Source organism: Cupriavidus basilensis (assembly GCF_008801925.2).
Classification (GTDB): domain Bacteria; phylum Pseudomonadota; class Gammaproteobacteria; order Burkholderiales; family Burkholderiaceae; genus Cupriavidus; species Cupriavidus basilensis.
Genome location: NZ_CP062804.1, coordinates 2,971,036 through 2,987,366 on the forward strand (window position 1 = coordinate 2,971,036; position 16,331 = coordinate 2,987,366).

13 protein-coding genes and 1 pseudogene are annotated in these 16,331 nt (G+C 65.8%); 4 read left to right on the forward strand and 10 right to left on the reverse strand.

Annotated features, from left to right (window positions below):
* Positions 1 to 3: 3 nt before the first annotated feature.
* From F7R26_RS34145 to F7R26_RS34160, 4 genes are all read right to left on the reverse strand, one after another.
* Positions 4 to 1,827, reverse strand: coding sequence for a methyl-accepting chemotaxis protein (locus F7R26_RS34145; protein ID WP_150993218.1), 1,824 nt, complete (start codon positions 1,825 to 1,827; stop codon positions 4 to 6).
* Between the two features lie 153 nt (positions 1,828 to 1,980).
* The gene (locus F7R26_RS34150) at positions 1,981 to 3,621 is read right to left on the reverse strand and encodes a methyl-accepting chemotaxis protein (protein ID WP_150993220.1); all 1,641 of its coding nucleotides are present in this window, start codon (positions 3,619 to 3,621) and stop codon (positions 1,981 to 1,983) included.
* Positions 3,622 to 3,667: 46 nt separating this feature from the next.
* Positions 3,668 to 4,144 carry a chemotaxis protein CheW gene (locus F7R26_RS34155; RefSeq protein ID WP_150993222.1) on the reverse strand — a complete coding sequence of 159 codons (477 nt, stop codon included), beginning with the start codon at positions 4,142 to 4,144 and terminating at the stop codon, positions 3,668 to 3,670.
* 167 nt (positions 4,145 to 4,311) lie between these two features.
* Positions 4,312 to 4,695: a response regulator gene (locus F7R26_RS34160; protein WP_150993224.1), complete on the reverse strand. Its 384-nt coding sequence runs from the start codon at positions 4,693 to 4,695 to the stop codon at positions 4,312 to 4,314.
* 344 nt (positions 4,696 to 5,039) lie between these two features.
* On the opposite strand from F7R26_RS34160, the gene F7R26_RS34165 reads away from it, so the two are divergent.
* A complete protein-coding gene (locus F7R26_RS34165) occupies positions 5,040 to 5,792 on the forward strand; it encodes a hypothetical protein (protein WP_150993226.1) in 753 nt (250 codons plus the stop codon).
* A 62-nt stretch (positions 5,793 to 5,854) separates the two neighbouring features.
* Here the strand turns inward: F7R26_RS34165 and F7R26_RS34170 are convergent, their stop codons facing one another.
* The 3 genes and pseudogenes from F7R26_RS34170 to F7R26_RS34180 all read right to left on the reverse strand — a co-directional run bounded on the left by F7R26_RS34170 (position 5,855) and on the right by F7R26_RS34180 (position 10,484).
* Positions 5,855 to 7,810: a putative bifunctional diguanylate cyclase/phosphodiesterase gene (locus tag F7R26_RS34170; protein WP_150993228.1), complete on the reverse strand. Its 1,956-nt coding sequence runs from the start codon at positions 7,808 to 7,810 to the stop codon at positions 5,855 to 5,857.
* A gap of 132 nt (positions 7,811 to 7,942) precedes the next feature.
* Positions 7,943 to 9,694, reverse strand: a complete 1,752-nt coding sequence (locus F7R26_RS34175; RefSeq protein WP_193692210.1) for a methyl-accepting chemotaxis protein — start codon at positions 9,692 to 9,694, stop codon at positions 7,943 to 7,945.
* 184 nt (positions 9,695 to 9,878) lie between these two features.
* A pseudogene (locus tag F7R26_RS34180) lies at positions 9,879 to 10,484 on the reverse strand (flavin reductase family protein).
* 347 nt (positions 10,485 to 10,831) lie between these two features.
* On the opposite strand from F7R26_RS34180, the gene F7R26_RS34185 reads away from it, so the two are divergent.
* Positions 10,832 to 11,137 carry an H-NS histone family protein gene (locus tag F7R26_RS34185; protein ID WP_043357044.1) on the forward strand — a complete coding sequence of 102 codons (306 nt, stop codon included), beginning with the start codon at positions 10,832 to 10,834 and terminating at the stop codon, positions 11,135 to 11,137.
* Positions 11,138 to 11,336: 199 nt separating this feature from the next.
* On the opposite strand, the gene galE is transcribed toward F7R26_RS34185, so the two are convergent.
* Both galE and F7R26_RS34195 read right to left on the reverse strand, forming a co-directional pair.
* Positions 11,337 to 12,356, reverse strand: a complete 1,020-nt coding sequence (gene galE, locus F7R26_RS34190) for a UDP-glucose 4-epimerase GalE (RefSeq protein WP_150993167.1) — start codon at positions 12,354 to 12,356, stop codon at positions 11,337 to 11,339.
* A 195-nt stretch (positions 12,357 to 12,551) separates the two neighbouring features.
* A complete protein-coding gene (locus F7R26_RS34195) occupies positions 12,552 to 13,580 on the reverse strand; it encodes a tyrosine-type recombinase/integrase (RefSeq protein WP_150993171.1) in 1,029 nt (342 codons plus the stop codon).
* A gap of 387 nt (positions 13,581 to 13,967) precedes the next feature.
* Between F7R26_RS34195 and F7R26_RS34200 the strand changes: the two genes are divergently transcribed.
* The gene (locus F7R26_RS34200; protein ID WP_416351378.1) at positions 13,968 to 14,348 is read left to right on the forward strand and encodes a nuclear transport factor 2 family protein; all 381 of its coding nucleotides are present in this window, start codon (positions 13,968 to 13,970) and stop codon (positions 14,346 to 14,348) included.
* Between the two features lie 67 nt (positions 14,349 to 14,415).
* On the forward strand, positions 14,416 to 15,417 hold the full coding sequence (locus F7R26_RS34205; protein WP_150993163.1) for an NAD(P)H-dependent flavin oxidoreductase: 1,002 nt from the start codon (positions 14,416 to 14,418) through the stop codon (positions 15,415 to 15,417).
* A 114-nt stretch (positions 15,418 to 15,531) separates the two neighbouring features.
* On the opposite strand, the gene F7R26_RS34210 is transcribed toward F7R26_RS34205, so the two are convergent.
* Positions 15,532 to 16,077, reverse strand: a complete 546-nt coding sequence (locus tag F7R26_RS34210) for a PadR family transcriptional regulator (RefSeq protein ID WP_150993161.1) — start codon at positions 16,075 to 16,077, stop codon at positions 15,532 to 15,534.
* Between the last annotated feature and the right edge of the window lie 254 nt (positions 16,078 to 16,331).

Sequence of the window (16,331 nt, forward strand, 5' to 3'; positions counted from 1 at the left end):
CCGTCAGAAAGCGCTCCAGTCGCCGCTGTCCGAAGTGGCCAGGGCTGCGGGACGTGCGGCGCGTGCCGTAACCGGCGCAGGCGCTTCACGTCCGCTCTCGCGCTCAGCCTTGTCTACCGGCGCAGGTTCGGCGTGACGGGACTCTTCGTGGCGGGCGGCCGGTGCCGAGGGCTCCATGCGCCTGGGCTTGGCCTTGGGCGCGGTGATCACCTTGGGCTGCTGCGCCTGCACGCGGGAGCCGGCAAAGGCATCCGTTTCGCCCAGGCGGAAGCTGGCTACCGAGGATTGCAGGCGCGTAGCCTGGTCTTCCAGCGAACCTGCGGCAGCCGCGGCCTCCTCGACCAGCGCGGCGTTCTGCTGCGTCACCTCGTCCATTTGCGCCACGGCCTTGTTCACCTGCTCGATGCCCGAGCTCTGCTCGGCGGACGCCGCGCTGATCTCGCCCATGATGTCCGTCACGCGCTTGACCGCCTGCACGATCTCTCCCATGGTGTGCCCGGCCTGGCCCACGAGCGTCGAGCCGTTGTCCACCCGCGCCACCGTGTCGCCGATCAGGCCCTTGATTTCCTTGGCCGCGTTCGCGCTGCGCTGTGCCAGGCTGCGCACCTCGCCGGCCACCACCGCAAAGCCCCGGCCCTGCTCACCGGCGCGCGCGGCTTCCACTGCCGCGTTCAGCGCCAGGATATTGGTCTGGAAGGCAATGCCTTCAATCACGCCGATAATGTCGACGATCTTCTTGGATGCATCGTTGATCTCATCCATGGTCTTCACCACGCGGCCCACCACTTCGCCACCCTTGACCGCGGTCTCCGAGGCGTTGGCTGCCAGGCCGCTGGCCTGGCGCGCGTTGTCCGCGTTCTGGCGCACCGTGCTGGTCAGCTCTTCCATGCTCGATGCGGTTTCTTCCAGCGAGGCCGCCTGCTGCTCAGTGCGCTGCGACAGGTCGCTGTTGCCTGCGGCAATCTCACGCGAGGCGGACGCGATCGATTCCGCGGAATCCTTGAAGTCGCGCACCATGGCCGAGAGTTGCTGCTGCATCTGCTTCATGGCGTGCAGCAGGCTGTCCTTGTCGCCCGCACGCAGCTTCACGTCGGCCGAGAAGTCGCCCTCGGCGATGCGCGAGGCAATGTCCACCGCGTAGGCCGGCTCGCCGCCCAGCTGGCGCGACAGCGTACGGGCCAGGAAGGCGCCCAGCAGCACGGAGACAGCCAGGCCGCCCAGAACCAGGCCCAGCATCCACAGGCGGGAGCTTTCGTAGACGCCACGTGCTTCCTCCATGTTGGCCAGCGCGCGATCGTCGCGGCGCTTGACCATCTTTGCCATCACGTCTTCGAGCGCGCGGCTATCCTTGATCAGGTCGGCGCTTTCGCTAAAGACCTGGCTTTCAAACTGCGAGGTATCGAGCGGTTGCTTGCTGACGAGCGCCACATACTTGGCCAGACGCTCACGGTAGGCCGGCAGCAGGGTATCGAATTGCTTGACGAGGGCTAACCCCTCCGGCTGGCCGAACGCCGGGCGCGCACGCTTCATGCTCTCGTCCAGCAGGACCAGCGACTTTTCGATCTGTTCCTTCTCGGCGGCGCGCTCGCCCATGGTCGAAGCCGACAGCAGCGCAATCTGCGCGCGGCTGGAATAGAGCAGGTCGATGTTGCCGCTCTGCACCGCCTTGAGCGCCTGCAGGTCGCCGTGATAAATCCTGCTGGTCCAGTCCGTCATGCGTCCCATATTGATGACGCCCAGCAGACCCATCACCACGCCGATAAGCGACACGACCAGAAAGCCAACGACCAGTTTGGTCGTGACGCGGAGCTGATTGAACCATTGCATGCAGACTACCTCTTTTTTCTGAATGACTTGACCGGGGGCCTCATCTGTCCGCTGCCGGCGGGTTGCCGGCAGTACGCACGACGGGCGCTACTTCTTTTTCTAGAACACGCTTTCAGGCCGATTGCCTCGGCACTGCTTGATCTCTTTGTCTTTTCAGGCTTGCGCCAGATGCAGCGCGTCGACCTGACGGGCGCGCACCGGCCGTGCCTCAGGGCGCAAGCTGACGCGGAAGGTGGCTACCGCATCGCGCAAGCGCCCGGCCTGGTCTTCCAGCGCGCCGGCCGCGGCCGCGGCCTGCTCCACCAGTGCCGCGTTTTGCTGTGTCACCTCGTCCATCTGGGCCACGGCCTTGTTCACCTGCTCGATGCCCGAGCTCTGCTCGGCGGACGCCGCGCTGATCTCGCCCATGATGTCCGTCACGCTCTTGACCGCCTGCACGATCTCGCCCATGGTCAGCCCGGCCTGGCCCACCAGCGCCGAGCCGTTGTCCACCCGCGCCACCGTGTCGCCGATCAGGCCCTTGATTTCCTTGGCCGCGTTCGCGCTACGCTGTGCCAGCCCGCGCACCTCGCCGGCCACCACCGCGAAGCCGCGGCCCTGTTCGCCGGCCCGCGCGGCTTCCACCGCCGCGTTCAGCGCCAGGATGTTGGTCTGGAAGGCAATGCCTTCGATCACGCCGATAATGTCGACGATCTTCTTCGATGCACCATTGATGTCGTCCATGGTCTGCACCACGCGGCCCACCACTTCGCCGCCCTTGACGGCAATCTCGGAGGCGTTGGCTGCCAGGCCACTGGCCTGGCGTGCGTTGTCCGCGTTCTGACGCACCGTGCTGGTCAGCTCTTCCATGCTCGATGCGGTTTCTTCCAGCGAGGCTGCCTGCTGCTCGGTACGCTGCGACAGGTCACTGTTGCCCGCGGCCACCTGGCGCGTGGCCGTGGAAATGCTCGTCATGCCTTCCTGGATCTCGCCCACCACCGACAGCAAGCTGCGCTGCATCGTGCGCATGGCACGCGCCAGCGCCCCCACCTCGTCGCTTGCGCGGTAGTCCAGGCGCGTGGTGAGATCGCCCGCGCCCATGCGCAAAGCAAAGTCGAGCATGTCCTGCACCGGCCGGTTCACGCGTGCCAGCAGCAGCGTACCGCCGATAAAGGATGACGCGACCGCCAGCCCGAAGCCGCCCCACAGCCAGGCCCGCAACCGGCTCGTGGCTTCCGCCCCTGCCAGCGCCTCGAAGGCCAGCAGCGCCGCGAGAAACCACACCAGGCCCGCCGCCTGCGATAGCAGGATGCGCCGCTTGAGGGTGATCTTGCCCAGGCGTGCCGGCAGTCCCGCCAGGCCCCTGCGTACCACGGCACCGTCGCGCACGGTCAGGCCAGAGCCGCCGGCCTCTCGCAGGCGTGCATAGGCGGCGTCTGCTGCCTCGACCTGCCCGCGCTGCGGCATCGAACGCACCGAGGTATAGCCCACCAGTTGGCCGTCGACGACCGTGGGTGTCACCGTGGCACTGACCCAGTAGAAATCACCGTCCTTGCGGCGGTTTTTGACGATGCCGACCCACGAACGTCCGGCCTGGATGGTCTTCCACAGGTCGACGAATGCCTCCGGCGGCATGTCCGGGTGGCGGACCAGGTTGTGCGCGGCGCCGAGCAATTCCTCGGCCTCGAATCCGCTGGCCTCGATAAAGGCGCGATTGGCGAACGTGATGCGACCCTTCAGGTCGGTCCTGGAGATCAGGTAATCGTCTGCGGAGAGCTTGTACTCTCGGGTGGTAACGGGTTGATTATTTCGCATGGATGGAAGACTGCGTGGATCGGACTCTCGCTACGTGCGCACCGCCTCAGGCGGCCGCGGCTGCCTCAATGGCCGCGAGTTCTTCGGTGTCTAGCAGTTTCTCGATATCGACGAGGATGAGCATGCGGCTTTCGACCGAGCCGATGCCGCGGATGTAGTCCGTCTCGCCGGAGAGCTGGGGTGCTTGCCGGATCTCGCCCGGGGCCAGCGTCAGCACGTCGGACACGCCGTCGACCACGATGCCGGTGGTGCGATCGTGCAGGTCGACGATGATCACGACCGTGTACTGGTCGTAGTTGATCTTGTCCTGGCGAAACTTGATGCGCAGGTCGATGATCGGGACGATGATCCCGCGCAGGTTGACCACGCCCTTGAGATAGGCTGGCGCATTGGCAATCTGCGTGACGTTCTCATAGCCACGGATCTCCTGCACCTTGAGGATGTCGACGCCGTACTCCTCGCCGCCCAACCTGAACGCGAGGAACTCTTCCCCCACGCCCTCTGTCTTGTTCCCGGTTTTCATTTGCTGGCTCCCGCTGCCATGACCGGCCATGCGGCGCTGCCAAAGCCACAGCCGGCCGGCCCGCGGGGGGCAGCCAGGCCGAGACTCTGCCTGCGACGAGGCACGAATATCGTTTACCTCTTAACGGCAGCCCTGGACGTGACTGAAGGGCAACAATACCAAGGCATTTACCCCACCTTGGAGGGGTTCAGCAGTGCATTCACGGCTTCCATCAACTGATCCGGATCGAACGGCTTGGCCAGGAAGCCAGACGCGCCGGCCACACGAGCCTGCTCGCGCACCTGGCTGTCGGCCTCGGTGCTCAGCATCAGCATCGGGACGGCGGCATAGGCAGCACTCCCACGCAGCGTGCGGATCAGGGTCAGGCCGTCCGTTCCCGGCATCACCTGGTCGGTCACCAGCATGCCGAAGGTAGCGTCGAGGGCCAGCGCCAGCGCTTCGTCGCCGTCGGCGGCTTCGGACACGCCGTAGCCCCCCGCGCGTAAGCAGGCGCCGATCATGCGGCGCAAAGAGGGAGAATCATCGACAACTAGAATATGAGGCAAAGACATAGCGGCTCCGTTGACAGCGCGATGGTGTGTCCACAAGCCGGGGTTCTGGCACGGTGGACCGATGTTCCTGCGGACGGGGCTGCGGTGTGCGGCGAAGCGCGACTGGCGTGGCCGGCGTGGCCGGTGCAAACAACGCCCCTTGGGGGCATATCGGCAGCAGCGGCCGAATCCGTAGTACGGTTGTGTCGATCTGCGGATTTTGTTACCCCACGATCATGGGGTGCATCTGGCGGCAGCGGGTGGGCATACTACGGCCTCGCCGTAAAATGGCCCGCGCACCGGCGGGCCATGGCGCGCCTGCGCTACCCGCGACTGAGGCACTGCAATACCATCGGAACGTGATCATGTCGAACTTGCCAGGCCCGCAGTGGAGCAAACGGGATACCCCTGACCCGCGCCAACCCGACAAGCTCACCGTCTTCGTCCAGGGTGCGCCAGACGCATTGCTGGCGCCGCTGCCGGATTTTGGTGGATGCCTGCACTGGGTATCGCGGCGCCCTCGACAGCCGGCCGATGCGCAGTTCGTGATCGTGGAGCGGCAGATCAACGCTACCACCGCCCAACGCCTGCGCTCCTTGCGCCATCCCGATCGTCTTGTCCTCACACTGCTGGTCGACGGCCTGCCATATGCCGCCACTGGCTGCGGGCCCATCGTGCCGACCACCGCCGAGGCACTGCCGCGTACCCTGCAGCTGCTGGCTTCAGTGCTGTTCGCACCGGTGCTCGGCGACGGACCCATGCCGCTGAACTGGCGGGATGTGCAGACGGTGGCGAATCGCGACGCCATCGGCCTGCCCTTGGACCTGGACACCAGCAGCGAGGCGGGCATGTCGGATGAGCTGCTGATGCAGCTAGCGCGCTTTCATGGCCGCACGCGGATCGAGCCGGAGGCGCTGCTGGCGAGCATCTACCTGCCGCGCGGGCTGCCGTCGCTGGTTAGCTGCAGCCAGCAATTGCGCCGGCTTGGGGCCGTTACCGGGCACCATTGCGAGACCCGGTTTGCCTTGCTGGTGCCGGAGAGCGGGCGGTTTACCCGGCTTTTGGCGCTGTTTCCGCCTGGGGGCGCGTTACCGGAGCCTTTCACGCCGAGGAAGTGAGGTTTGACGGCGAGGCGTATTTCGTCCGAGTCGTCCGAGTCGTCCGATCCGCCCGCCCCTCCTCACGCTCCCGATAACAAATTGGCAAACGTGACCGGGTCCAATGGATGCGACAGCAGATACCCCTGCGCCTCGTCACACCCCATCCCCGCCAGGATATCCAGCTGCGAAAGCGACTCCACGCCTTCCGCCACCACCCGCATCTTCAGCTCGTGCGCCAGCGCCACCATCGACCCGACAATGGCCCTGCCCTGCGCATCGACATCCAGCCCGCCAATCAAGGTCCGGTCGATCTTCAGCGTCCCGACCCGCAAGCGCTTGAGATAACCCAGGCTTGAATAGCCACTGCCAAAGTCGTCCAGCGCCACGTGGATGCCCAGCGCCTGCAGCTCCAGCAGCGTTTCCAGCGATTGGGCGATGTCCTTCATCGCCGCGGTCTCGGTAATCTCGAGCGTGACGGCCGATGGCGGGATGTCATGCTGGTGGATCTGCTCGAGCAGGTACTGGGGGAAGTCGCGGCTGGCAAAGCGCAAGCCGGACACGTTGATGGCCACCGGCACCACGGGGATGCCGTCGTCCTGCCACTGGCGGATCTGCCGGCAGACCGTGGCGATCACCCAGTCGTCGAGCTTGTCGATCTGGCCGGACTGCTCCGCCACCGTGATGAACTCGGCGGGATTGACCTGTCCCAGGGTCGGATGGCGCCAGCGGCACAGGGCCTCGGCGCCGATCACGGTGCGCTGGCGCACGTCGAACTTCGGTTGGTACTGCAAGGCGAGGCCATCGTCCTGGATGGCCAGCCACAGGTCGCGTCGGATCACCCGCATGCGCCGGGCGCGTTCGCCGGCTGCCGAGTTGAATACGCGCACCTGGTTCGAGCCGCTCTCGCGCGCCTCGCTCAGGCTCACGCGTGCCGCCTGCATCAGGGCCTCGGAGGTTTGCGCATCGCGCGGGTAGATGGCGATGCCGATGTTCACGCCGATCTGCATCTGCAGGCCACGCGCGGCCACGAACTCCGCGAGCGAGCCCAGCAGGCGCGCGCCCAGCTCATTGGCGCGGTTCTGGTGCACCATCTCCGGCACGCCGACCGCGAATTCGTCCCGCGCCAGGCGCGCCAGGAAGTCATGCGGCTCCAGCGCTGCCTGGGCCAACGCCCCGGCATCCTGCGCCAGGATATCGTCGGCGCGCACCTCGAAAACCTCGTCGACCTCGCGAAAATCGGCGATATGCACCAGCAGCACGGCGCAGCTGGTCTCGGCCAGGCGCGCCTGGGCGATCGACTGGTCGAGCCAGCGAGCAAAGCCGGTGCGGTCCGGAAGGTCCGTGCTGACGCTGTACTCCCCGACCGTGCCATGCCCGCGCGCGGTCGCGCGCACGGTCAGGCGGCCCGGGATACGGCCACGGCGCCGCATGGTCGGGCCGCCGCTGCCGGCGATGCCGCCAGTGCCGGGCGGATGATCCTCGAACATCTCGTCCAGCGCATGACTCTGTGGACTTGCGAAATTGCCGCTGCTGGCCAGCCGCCATCCGGGCAGGTTGGCGCGGCGCAGGGCGAAGAATATCAGCGGCAGCAAGAGCAGCGCACCCGCCGCCACCCAGGCCGGTGGCATGAACCTGCCGGGATCCAGGCAAAGGGCGGACGGGTGCGCGGCCTCGCCGCACAGGGTGCTCAAGCGCATGCCGGCAGCCACCACCACGCCGGCGCCGGCCAGTGTCATCACCAGCGCGGCGCCACGCAGTGGCACGTTGCGGCGCAGCCAGGGAATGGCAAGCGTGAGTGCGGCCGTCGCGACGAGGGCCGCCGCGGTCTGCAACACGTCGTGCGTGAACCGCAGGCTGCCGGAACCCAGCGCGACCCATAGCGGCAGGCCTACGGAAGCAGGGGAGAGCAGCAAGACCGCCCATTGCAGCGACCGGGCCGGCCCGCTGGGCTGCTCCCGGTCCGGCTTGGCTGCACGTATCCCCAACCCGACCGCGAGGCCGGATAGGGCAGCGAGCAGCAGAAGGCTAGCACTCATGTCAATAAGGAAGCTGCGCAAAAATTGGGGGCGATAGCGCGACGATCCAGGCGATGCGGGCGCAAGACCCGCATCATCGCATCACACGCGCTTCCCCGGTGATGAAAACGGCGGCAAACGTTCAACCATGGCTCAGAACGCGCTCCAGTCATCACCGCCAGCGTTGGCCGTCGCCATTGCCGGGACGGCCGGACGGGCCGCGCGTGCCTGGCGCTGAACCGGCGTGCGCGGGCGCGCCGGCACGGCCGGCGGGCGCGCGGGTGAACTGCTCGCTGCGGCCTTGACGGCCACGGGCGCGCGCGTTGCCGGCGGCTGTGCTGCCATCGCATGGCTGCCGGAAAGACGGAACACCGACACCACGCCATTGAGCTTCTGCGCCTGCTCTTCCAGGGCGCCGGCTGCCGCCGCCGCCTCTTCCACCAGCGCAGCATTCTGCTGGGTGACCTGATCCATCTGCGTCACCGCCTGGTTGACCTGCTCGATGCCGCTGGTCTGCTCCTGCGTGGCCGCGCTGATCTCGTTCATGATGTCGGTGACGCGCTTGACCGCATTGACGATCTCGCCCATGGTCTGGCCGGCTTCGGCAACCAGCTTGGTGCCGCTTTCCACGCGCTGGCCGGATTCGCTGATCAGCGCCTCGATCTCCTTGGCGGCGGCGGCCGAGCGCTGCGCCAGGGTGCGCACCTCGCCTGCCACCACCGCGAAGCCGCGGCCTTGCTCGCCAGCGCGCGCGGCTTCCACCGCGGCATTCAGCGCCAGGATGTTGGTCTGGAAGGCAATACCTTCGATCACGGCAATGATCTCGACCACCTTGCGCGACGAACCATTGATCTCGTTCATGGTATCGACCACGCGGCCCACCACATCACCGCCCTTGAGCGCGATCTGCGAGGCATCGCTGGCCAGCACGCCGGCCTGGCGCGCGTTGTCCGAATTCTGGCGCACGGCCGAAGTCAGCTCTTCCATGCTGGCAGCGGTCTCCTCCAGCGACGAGGCCTGCTCTTCGGTACGTTGCGACAAATCCAGATTGCCGGTAGCGATCTGCTGTGTGGCCGAGGCGATCGAGTCGGTGCCGCCGCGCACCTGCGAGACGATGTTCGACAGGCTGTCCTGCATGGCGACCAGCGCCTGCATCATACGGCCCACCTCATTGCGCGACACATTGGTGATACGCGAGGTCAGGTCACCCGCGGCGATACGCTCGAAGACCGCCAGGGCCTCCTCCACCGGCCGGACGATGGCCCGCTGCAGGGTGGTCGTGCACAGGGCGGCCACCACCAGGCCAAAGGCGATCAGCAGAAAGCAAAGCGCGCGCACTTGCTGGAAGCGGGCCTGGGCGGCATTGAAATTGGACTCGCCGGTACGGTACTGGAAAGCCTGCAGCGCTTCGTAGGCGGTAGCCATGCTGCGCTGCAGTTCCGGCAAGTCCTTCTTGGCAACCTTGAGCGCCGCGTCCGCGTTGTTCTCCCTGATGGCTTTTTGCAGGGGCAGGATGCCCTTTTCCATGAATTCCTGGCGCTTGCGGCCAAACTCCGTGGCCAGCGCCTTTTCTTCGGCATCCTGCGGCAGCGCCGAGTAGCGCTTCCAGGCCGCCTCGGAACTGTCGACGAATATCATTGAGCGGTCCACCACCGCCTTGCCATCATCGCCCTCTCCCGGCATGACGCCGCGATCGAGGGCCAGGCGCATGCGCGTCATGCCTAGCATGGACTCGCCCAGCGCTTGCGACGAGGCAAGCTGGTTACCATAGGTTTCCTGAAGCGCGTCATTGCTGTGCGACATGCCATACAGGCCAACGCCGCCAACCAGCATCAGAAGAAGCGACAACATTGCCATTGCGCCGCGCAGCAGAGTTTTGATCTGGATATTGTTATGGAAAGACATGAAGCACCCGATACGGTAAGGAATGCGCAAGGCCTCCACCGGCCCCGGCCCGGCGGATCGACACCCCAGCGACCCGCTCAGGGCAGATAACGGCGGTGCCCTGCGATTCCTTGAGCCGGGTGCCGTGTCCGCCACGCCAGACCGCGCATGGCGGGACGGCCGCGGCGCAGCGCCCTCGCCCAACTCATTCGCGCTCTCCCGGCACGACCTGAAAACCCTCACCCGTGGCAAAAAAAGCACCGCCGGCCAGATAGTGGATTGAGCGGCACCCGGCGTCCGGAAAATGCCATCTGCCCTCTGAAAATGCGGCGGAGTCAGCCCACGCGGCCACCACTTCCGCGATGAACAAGTCGTAGCGGCCAGCCACGGCCGGCTCGGGAATGACGCGGCACTCCAGCCAGGCCAGACAACCGGCCACCAACGGCGCGGCAATTTCAGTCGCCGCGAACGTGGCCAGCCCCGCGGCGGCGAACTTGTCCAGCTCGCGGCCGGAACGCGAGCCCACAGCCAGCGTGGCGGCGGCCTGCCCACGCGTGGGTATGTTCAGCGCGAACTCACCACCGGCATCCACCAGTTAGCGCGTGAGCGTGCTGGCGTCGATCACTACCGCGACTTTCGGTGGCTGGAAATCCAGCGGCATGGCCCAGGATGCCGCCATCACGTTGCGCCGGCCAGCATGGGCGCTGGTGACCAGCGTCACCGGGCCGTGATTCAGCAGGCGATAGGCTTTTGCGAGTTCTACGGGAACGCGCCGGGAGGCGGCGCCGACGTTAATCGAGTCGTCAGGCATGTCGGATACGGATGAAGGTTCGCTCAAACTGAAATCGGATCGGCATTGTTGCAGCAAAAGCACTTTATGACCCTCGCCATTACGAGGGGAAGGGTTATTGCGCAGCGCGAATGTAAAAAAACCGAAACCGCGCCACGCATGGATTTCGGCGAGATGCCAAAGCGGGCACCATGCCGGAAAATCCGACCCCATCGATGACCGGCGGCCCGCGCGGAAGTTCATTAATTAGATGAGGCAGATGATTTATCAGAATTCTCCTCATCGGGGTTAAAAGCGTTTGCAGGATCGCTTGCGGCCGTTATAATTCATCCGATTCATCATGCTCACCCAGTAAATCGAGGCTCGTAATGGCGACTTATCAGGAAATTGTTCAGAAAATCAGCGAACTTCAAAAGCAGGCCGAGGAAATCAAGGCCCGCGAGCAGGCTTCCGTCATCGCCGATATTCGCCAGAAAATCGACCAATATGGACTGACCGCGGACGACCTGGGCTTTGGCACCAAGCCCGCCGCCGGCAAGAAGGCAACCCGCAAGGTGCCGGTTCGCTATCGCGACAGCGCAGGCAATACCTGGACTGGCCGCGGCAAGCGTCCGGGCTGGCTGACCCAGGCCCTGGCCGCGGGCAAGACCATCGAAGACTTCCTGATTCGCTAAAGTCGGACGCAACGCCGGGCAGGGCGGCCGACTGCGCCGCGAGCCCGCAGGACTCCTGAACACGGCCGGGCATTTGCCCGGCCGTGTTTATTTCCTGCTGCGCTGCCCTGTCCGCGCCTCGGCACGCCGGAGAAACCGGGCACGCAAAAACGGATACGCGCCCCGCTTGCCTGCGTGCCCGCGCATCCGGGCAGGCAACTCAGCCGGCAAACCCCAGCGGGTTCATCGACTGCCAGCGCCAGGAATCCTCGCACATGCGATCAATGTCGTGCTGCGCGCGCCAGCCGATCAGCTTTTGCGCCAACGCGGGATCGGCGTAGCACGAAGCGATATCGCCAGGGCGGCGGTCCCCGATCACGTAGGGCACCGGGCGCCCGCTGGCGCGCTGGTAGGCCGCGACCACTTCCAGCACGCTGTAGCCCCGGCCCGTGCCGAGATTGACCGTCAGGCACTGCTGCTGGTCACGCAGGTAGACCAGGGCCGCAAGATGGCCGGCTGCCAGGTCGCAGACGTGGATGTAATCGCGTACACCGGTGCCATCGACCGTGGGATAGTCGCCACCGTGCACCTGCAGCTTCTCGCGGCGCCCGCCGGCGACTTGCGCCACATAAGGCATCAGGTTGTTCGGCACGCCACCCGGGTCTTCACCGATCAGCCCGCTTTCGTGCGCGCCAACCGGATTGAAATAGCGCAGGTAGGCGATTCGCCAGGCGGGGTCCGACAGTTCCAGGTCACGCAGGATCTGCTCGCTCATCAGCTTGGTCTGGCCATACGGATTGGTCGCCGACAGCGGAAAGTCCTCCAGGATCGGCACCGTATGCGGATTGCCATAAACGGTGGCGGAAGAGCTGAACACCAGCTGCTTCACGCCGGCCTTGTTCATGGCCGAGCAGAGGGTGAGCAGGCCATTGAGATTATTGTCGTAATAATCCAGCGGCTTGCTGACCGATTCCCCCACCGCCTTGAGTGCCGCGAAATGAATCGCACCCGAGATCCGGTGCTCGGCGAACAAACGGTCCAGCAAAGCGCGGTCCCGCACGTCGCCTTCGACAAAATGCGGGCGCTGGCCGGTAATCTGCGCAAGGCGCTCGACCACGACGCGATTGCTGTTGCACAGATTATCCAGGCCGATCACGTGATAGCCGGCCTCGAGCAAGGCGACCCAGGTGTGCGAGGCGATATAACCGGTAGCTCCCGTGAGCAGCAAGGTTTCAGACATAGCGATTCATCAGATAGTTGTGAAAAGAGACTTAACGGGCGCCAGGACAGGGCGCACGATGCAACAAGCGGACTCCATGCTTCAGGCTGCAATACCGCGGCGCTGTCCTGGCGGGCCGCAGCCAAGCCCGGCCAGGGTGGCCCGCATCGGATCGAAACACGTTGAAACAGGTTGAAAGAGGTTGAAAGAGGTCGGCTAAGCATAGCAGGCCGCATCTGTCGTGCCTGTGTCACCGGCACCGCCGAGCGCCGGTTTCAGGCCAGCACGTGCCTGCCAGGCCTCAAACGCCGCACGCAAGCGCCAGCCAGACTCCAGGTCGCGCATGCCGAGACATTGCGCCACCTGGGCCGGGCCGGCTCCGGCCTCGAAATGCAGTGCGCCGCAGGTATTGCGCAGCGTCTGCGGCGACGCACGCTCGCTGCGCCCCGCCAGCACGCCAGCCTCGTCGAGCAGGATCTCCACACGGCGGTATAACGAGGCCGCGTGCAAGTGCCGCCCGCTCGGCATGGCCGGGAACACCAGGTTGCCCAGCGTGCCGGAACGGAAGCGGATTTCCAGCCAGGCCAGCAGTGCCGCCCGGGCGAAAGCGAAGACCGGCGCCTCGTACGCGCGGCCGTTGTCGGCGCGGACCAAACGCAGCCTGGCGGCGTCCTCGGCGATGCTGTCGATACCCAGGCCGCGCGCTTCGCCCACTTTCAGGCCGGCGCCCAGCAACACGGCCACCAGTGCGGTATCGCGGGCACGCTTCCATTGGGTGGCCGACAGCGCGGCGCCGTCCTGCCCGGCCGCCAGGGGCGCCGGTGCCAGCACGCGGGCAATCAGGGCATCGCGCTCGGCGGGCAGCAGGAAGGCGGTCGGATCGTTCTCGCCTTCGGCGAGATGGGCGCGCACCGCCTGGCTGGCCGGGTTGTGCAAGCCGTCCTGCAATAGCGACAGATGGTGGAAGACACGCTCGATCAGCCGCGTGTAGCGGTAACGGTGATGCTTGTGCAGATCCTGCTCATCGAGGAAGGCCCCGATCTGCTCCGCCGACCAGGACAGCGGCGCCAGGCCGCGCTCGCCCGACCAGCGCAAGAGCTTGCCCCACATCGCGCGGTACACCACCGCCGTGCCATGGCGAAAACCGTGGCTGGCCAGCCAGCCATTGAAGGCTCGCTCGGGCTGCTTGCGCCAGGCCTCCAGGTCGGCATCGAACAGGTCGGGGGATGGCCCGTTGGCGCTCATGTCAGTACTCACTCGCGCTCCTGCATTGGTGTTCGGCGATGCCGCTATTGTAGACAAGTCGCCACAAAAGGCAGCGTTCGTTTGACCGCTGCCCAAGCAAGGGCGCGCCGCATCCGGCGATCCGGAACGCGGCGGGTCCTGCCCTCGCAACGTCAGGCCATTGCATTTGGCGTCGTCTGCTGCTACCTTTCACACATCGCTATGCAACCAGTTGCATAGCGATGTGTAAGCCGCCGCTGCCGCAGCCCCTGAGGGGCCAAGCGGGCAAGCGCTGCGCAGCGTGCCGCAACGGGCGACTCCCACGCCCTCGGCCCAACCGGAGGAGACACCGTGACCCAAGCAACCTTGTCAGCGGCGGCGCAGGCCTCGCTAGCCATCTGGCACCGCATGATCGCCACCCATTCCATGTCCGAGCTGGACAGCATCGTGGCGGACGAAGTGGTTTTTCACTCGCCCGTCGCCCACACACCGTACCCGGGCCGCGTTGCCCTGCGCATGGTGCTGGAATCCGTCAACCAGGTGTTCCAGGACTTCCGCTACCACCGCACGTTTGTCAGCGACGACGGGCGCAGCGTGGTACTGGAGTTCAGCGCGACGGTCGATGGCAAATCCGTCAAGGCCATCGACATGATCCGTTTCAACGACGCCGGCAAGATCGACGACTTCGAAGTCATGGTCCGCCCGAAGAGCGGCCTGGACGCGCTCGCCGCCGCCATGGGCGCCCGCCTCGCCAGCCAGAAATCCGTGCTGCAGGGCGCCGGCGCCTGAGCGCATCGCCGTTTCCCGCATCCCGTATTCCTATTCGTTCCACTGTATTCACTCTCGCAGAAACGCCATGTCACTTCCCGCCATTCTCCAGAACCGTCTTTCGCTGCCGGTGGTTTGCTCGCCGCTGTTCATCATCTCCAACCCCGACCTGGTGATCGCCCAATGCAAGGCCGGCGTGGTCGGCTCCTTCCCGGCGCTCAATGCGCGCCCTGGCCCGGTGCTCAACGACTGGCTGGACCGCATCACCACCGAGCTGGCCGAGCACGACGCCAAGCATCCGGACCGGCCGTCGGCACCGTTCGCGGTCAACCAGATCGTGCACAAGTCCAATGACCGGCTCGATCACGACCTGGAACTGTGCGTGCGCTACAAGGTGCCCATCGTCATCACGTCGCTGGGCGCGCGCAAGGAAGTCAACGATGCCGTGCACGCCTATGGCGGCATCGTGCTGCACGACATCATCAACAACACCTTCGCACGCAAGGCCATCGAGAAAGGCGCCGACGGCCTGATCGCAGTCGCCTCGGGCGCAGGGGGCCATGCCGGCGTGCTGTCGCCGTTTGCGCTGCTGCATGAAATCCGGGAGTGGTTCGACGGCCCGCTGCTGCTGTCGGGCGCCATCGCCAGCGGCGACGGCATCCTCGCGGCGCTGGCCGCGGGCGCCGACCTGGCCTATGTGGGCTCGGCCTTCATCGCCACCGAAGAGGCCAACGCGCAGGCCGGCTACAAGCAGATGATCGTCGACAGCACCGCGTCCGACATCGTCTACTCGAACCTCTTTACCGGCGTGCACGGCAACTACCTGCGCCAGAGCATCGTCAATGCCGGGCTCGATCCGGAAGCGCTGCCGCAATCGGATCCGTCCAAGATGAACTTCGGTTCGGGCAGCGCCAAGGCGTGGAAAGACATCTGGGGCGCTGGCCAGGGCGTAGGCGCCATCAAGCGCGTGGTGCCGGCCGCCGAGCTGGTGCGCCGCTTTGCTGAGGAATACGCGCTGGCGCGCCGCCGCCTCGGGCTGGCCCCGGCAGCGGCTTACGCCAACGGCGCGACGGCGGCCGACGTGGCCTGAGCGCGTTGTTGACGGGGGCCAGCGCGCCGCGGCGCCTGGCCACCTGTCCGATCCCCCTGTTGCCGCCCGTTTCCACGCATTTCCATCCGCCGGGCGCGATCGCCCGGCGCGACTTCAGGCCGCGTCGTCCTGCTTATCCAGCAGCGGCAACAATTCCTCGGCCCACGACACCCAATCCTCTTCATACCGGATGCCGCGCTTGAGCAGGGCGTGCTGCACTTGTTGCGCGCGCGTGGGCTGCGCGGCGGAGAAATCGCGCCGCTCGATCTGGCGATAGGTCTCCAGCCGCTCGCGGTGCAGGCCGATCAGCCGCGCCATCTCCGGCCTCAACCCGAGCGGGCCCACCACAGCATCGGCGCGCAGCTTCACCAGGATTTCATCGCGCACGTCAAGGCCGGCGGTAGGCGCCAGCACCCAGCGCGCCAGTTCGTCGCGCCCTGGCGGCAGCACGAAGTAGACCTTCTTTCGGTTCCTGGCGTCACCCTCCCCCTCATCCGCGGCAATCCAGCCGTGCTCGGCCATGCGGCCCAGCTCCCGATAGATCTGCTGATGCGTTGCATGCCAGAAATAGCCGATGGAGCGGTCGAAGCGGCGAGCCAGCTCGTAGCCGGAAGACGGCTTTTCCAGAAGGGAGGTCAGGAGTGCGTGCTGAACGGACATGCGGGAAGCGTGACGTGGAGGCCGGTCGCCCGGTGGCGGCATATGGCTGCCGCCTTGGCTTTGGGTGGCGAGGGCCTATGGTAGCGCAAAGCCAGGCCCCGCCAGGGCTGCCGCCGACGGATACCGCCAATTTCCGGCAGTCGGGTACACGAAAAATGACAAGGCGACGACAACGCTGATGCAGATCTAAAAAATGCTAAATAGCATTTTTCGGCAGGGTGCAATACATTTGCAGACATAGTCATTCTGCATGC

Coding starts and splice junctions, on each gene's coding strand:
- F7R26_RS34165 (WP_150993226.1), top strand. CDS start 5,040: ATGTCGAACTTGCCAGGCCCGCAGTGGAGCAAACGGGATACCCCTGAC.
- F7R26_RS34210 (WP_150993161.1), bottom strand. CDS start 16,077: ATGTCCGTTCAGCACGCACTCCTGACCTCCCTTCTGGAAAAGCCGTCT.
- F7R26_RS34155 (WP_150993222.1), bottom strand. CDS start 4,144: ATGAAAACCGGGAACAAGACAGAGGGCGTGGGGGAAGAGTTCCTCGCG.
- galE (WP_150993167.1), bottom strand. CDS start 12,356: ATGTCTGAAACCTTGCTGCTCACGGGAGCTACCGGTTATATCGCCTCG.
- F7R26_RS34175 (WP_193692210.1), bottom strand. CDS start 9,694: ATGTCTTTCCATAACAATATCCAGATCAAAACTCTGCTGCGCGGCGCA.
- F7R26_RS34145 (WP_150993218.1), bottom strand. CDS start 1,827: ATGCAATGGTTCAATCAGCTCCGCGTCACGACCAAACTGGTCGTTGGC.
- F7R26_RS34170 (WP_150993228.1), bottom strand. CDS start 7,810: ATGAGTGCTAGCCTTCTGCTGCTCGCTGCCCTATCCGGCCTCGCGGTC.
- F7R26_RS34185 (WP_043357044.1), top strand. CDS start 10,832: ATGGCGACTTATCAGGAAATTGTTCAGAAAATCAGCGAACTTCAAAAG.
- F7R26_RS34205 (WP_150993163.1), top strand. CDS start 14,416: ATGTCACTTCCCGCCATTCTCCAGAACCGTCTTTCGCTGCCGGTGGTT.
- F7R26_RS34195 (WP_150993171.1), bottom strand. CDS start 13,580: ATGAGCGCCAACGGGCCATCCCCCGACCTGTTCGATGCCGACCTGGAG.
- F7R26_RS34150 (WP_150993220.1), bottom strand. CDS start 3,621: ATGCGAAATAATCAACCCGTTACCACCCGAGAGTACAAGCTCTCCGCA.
- F7R26_RS34160 (WP_150993224.1), bottom strand. CDS start 4,695: ATGTCTTTGCCTCATATTCTAGTTGTCGATGATTCTCCCTCTTTGCGC.
- F7R26_RS34200 (WP_416351378.1), top strand. CDS start 13,968: ATGATCGCCACCCATTCCATGTCCGAGCTGGACAGCATCGTGGCGGAC.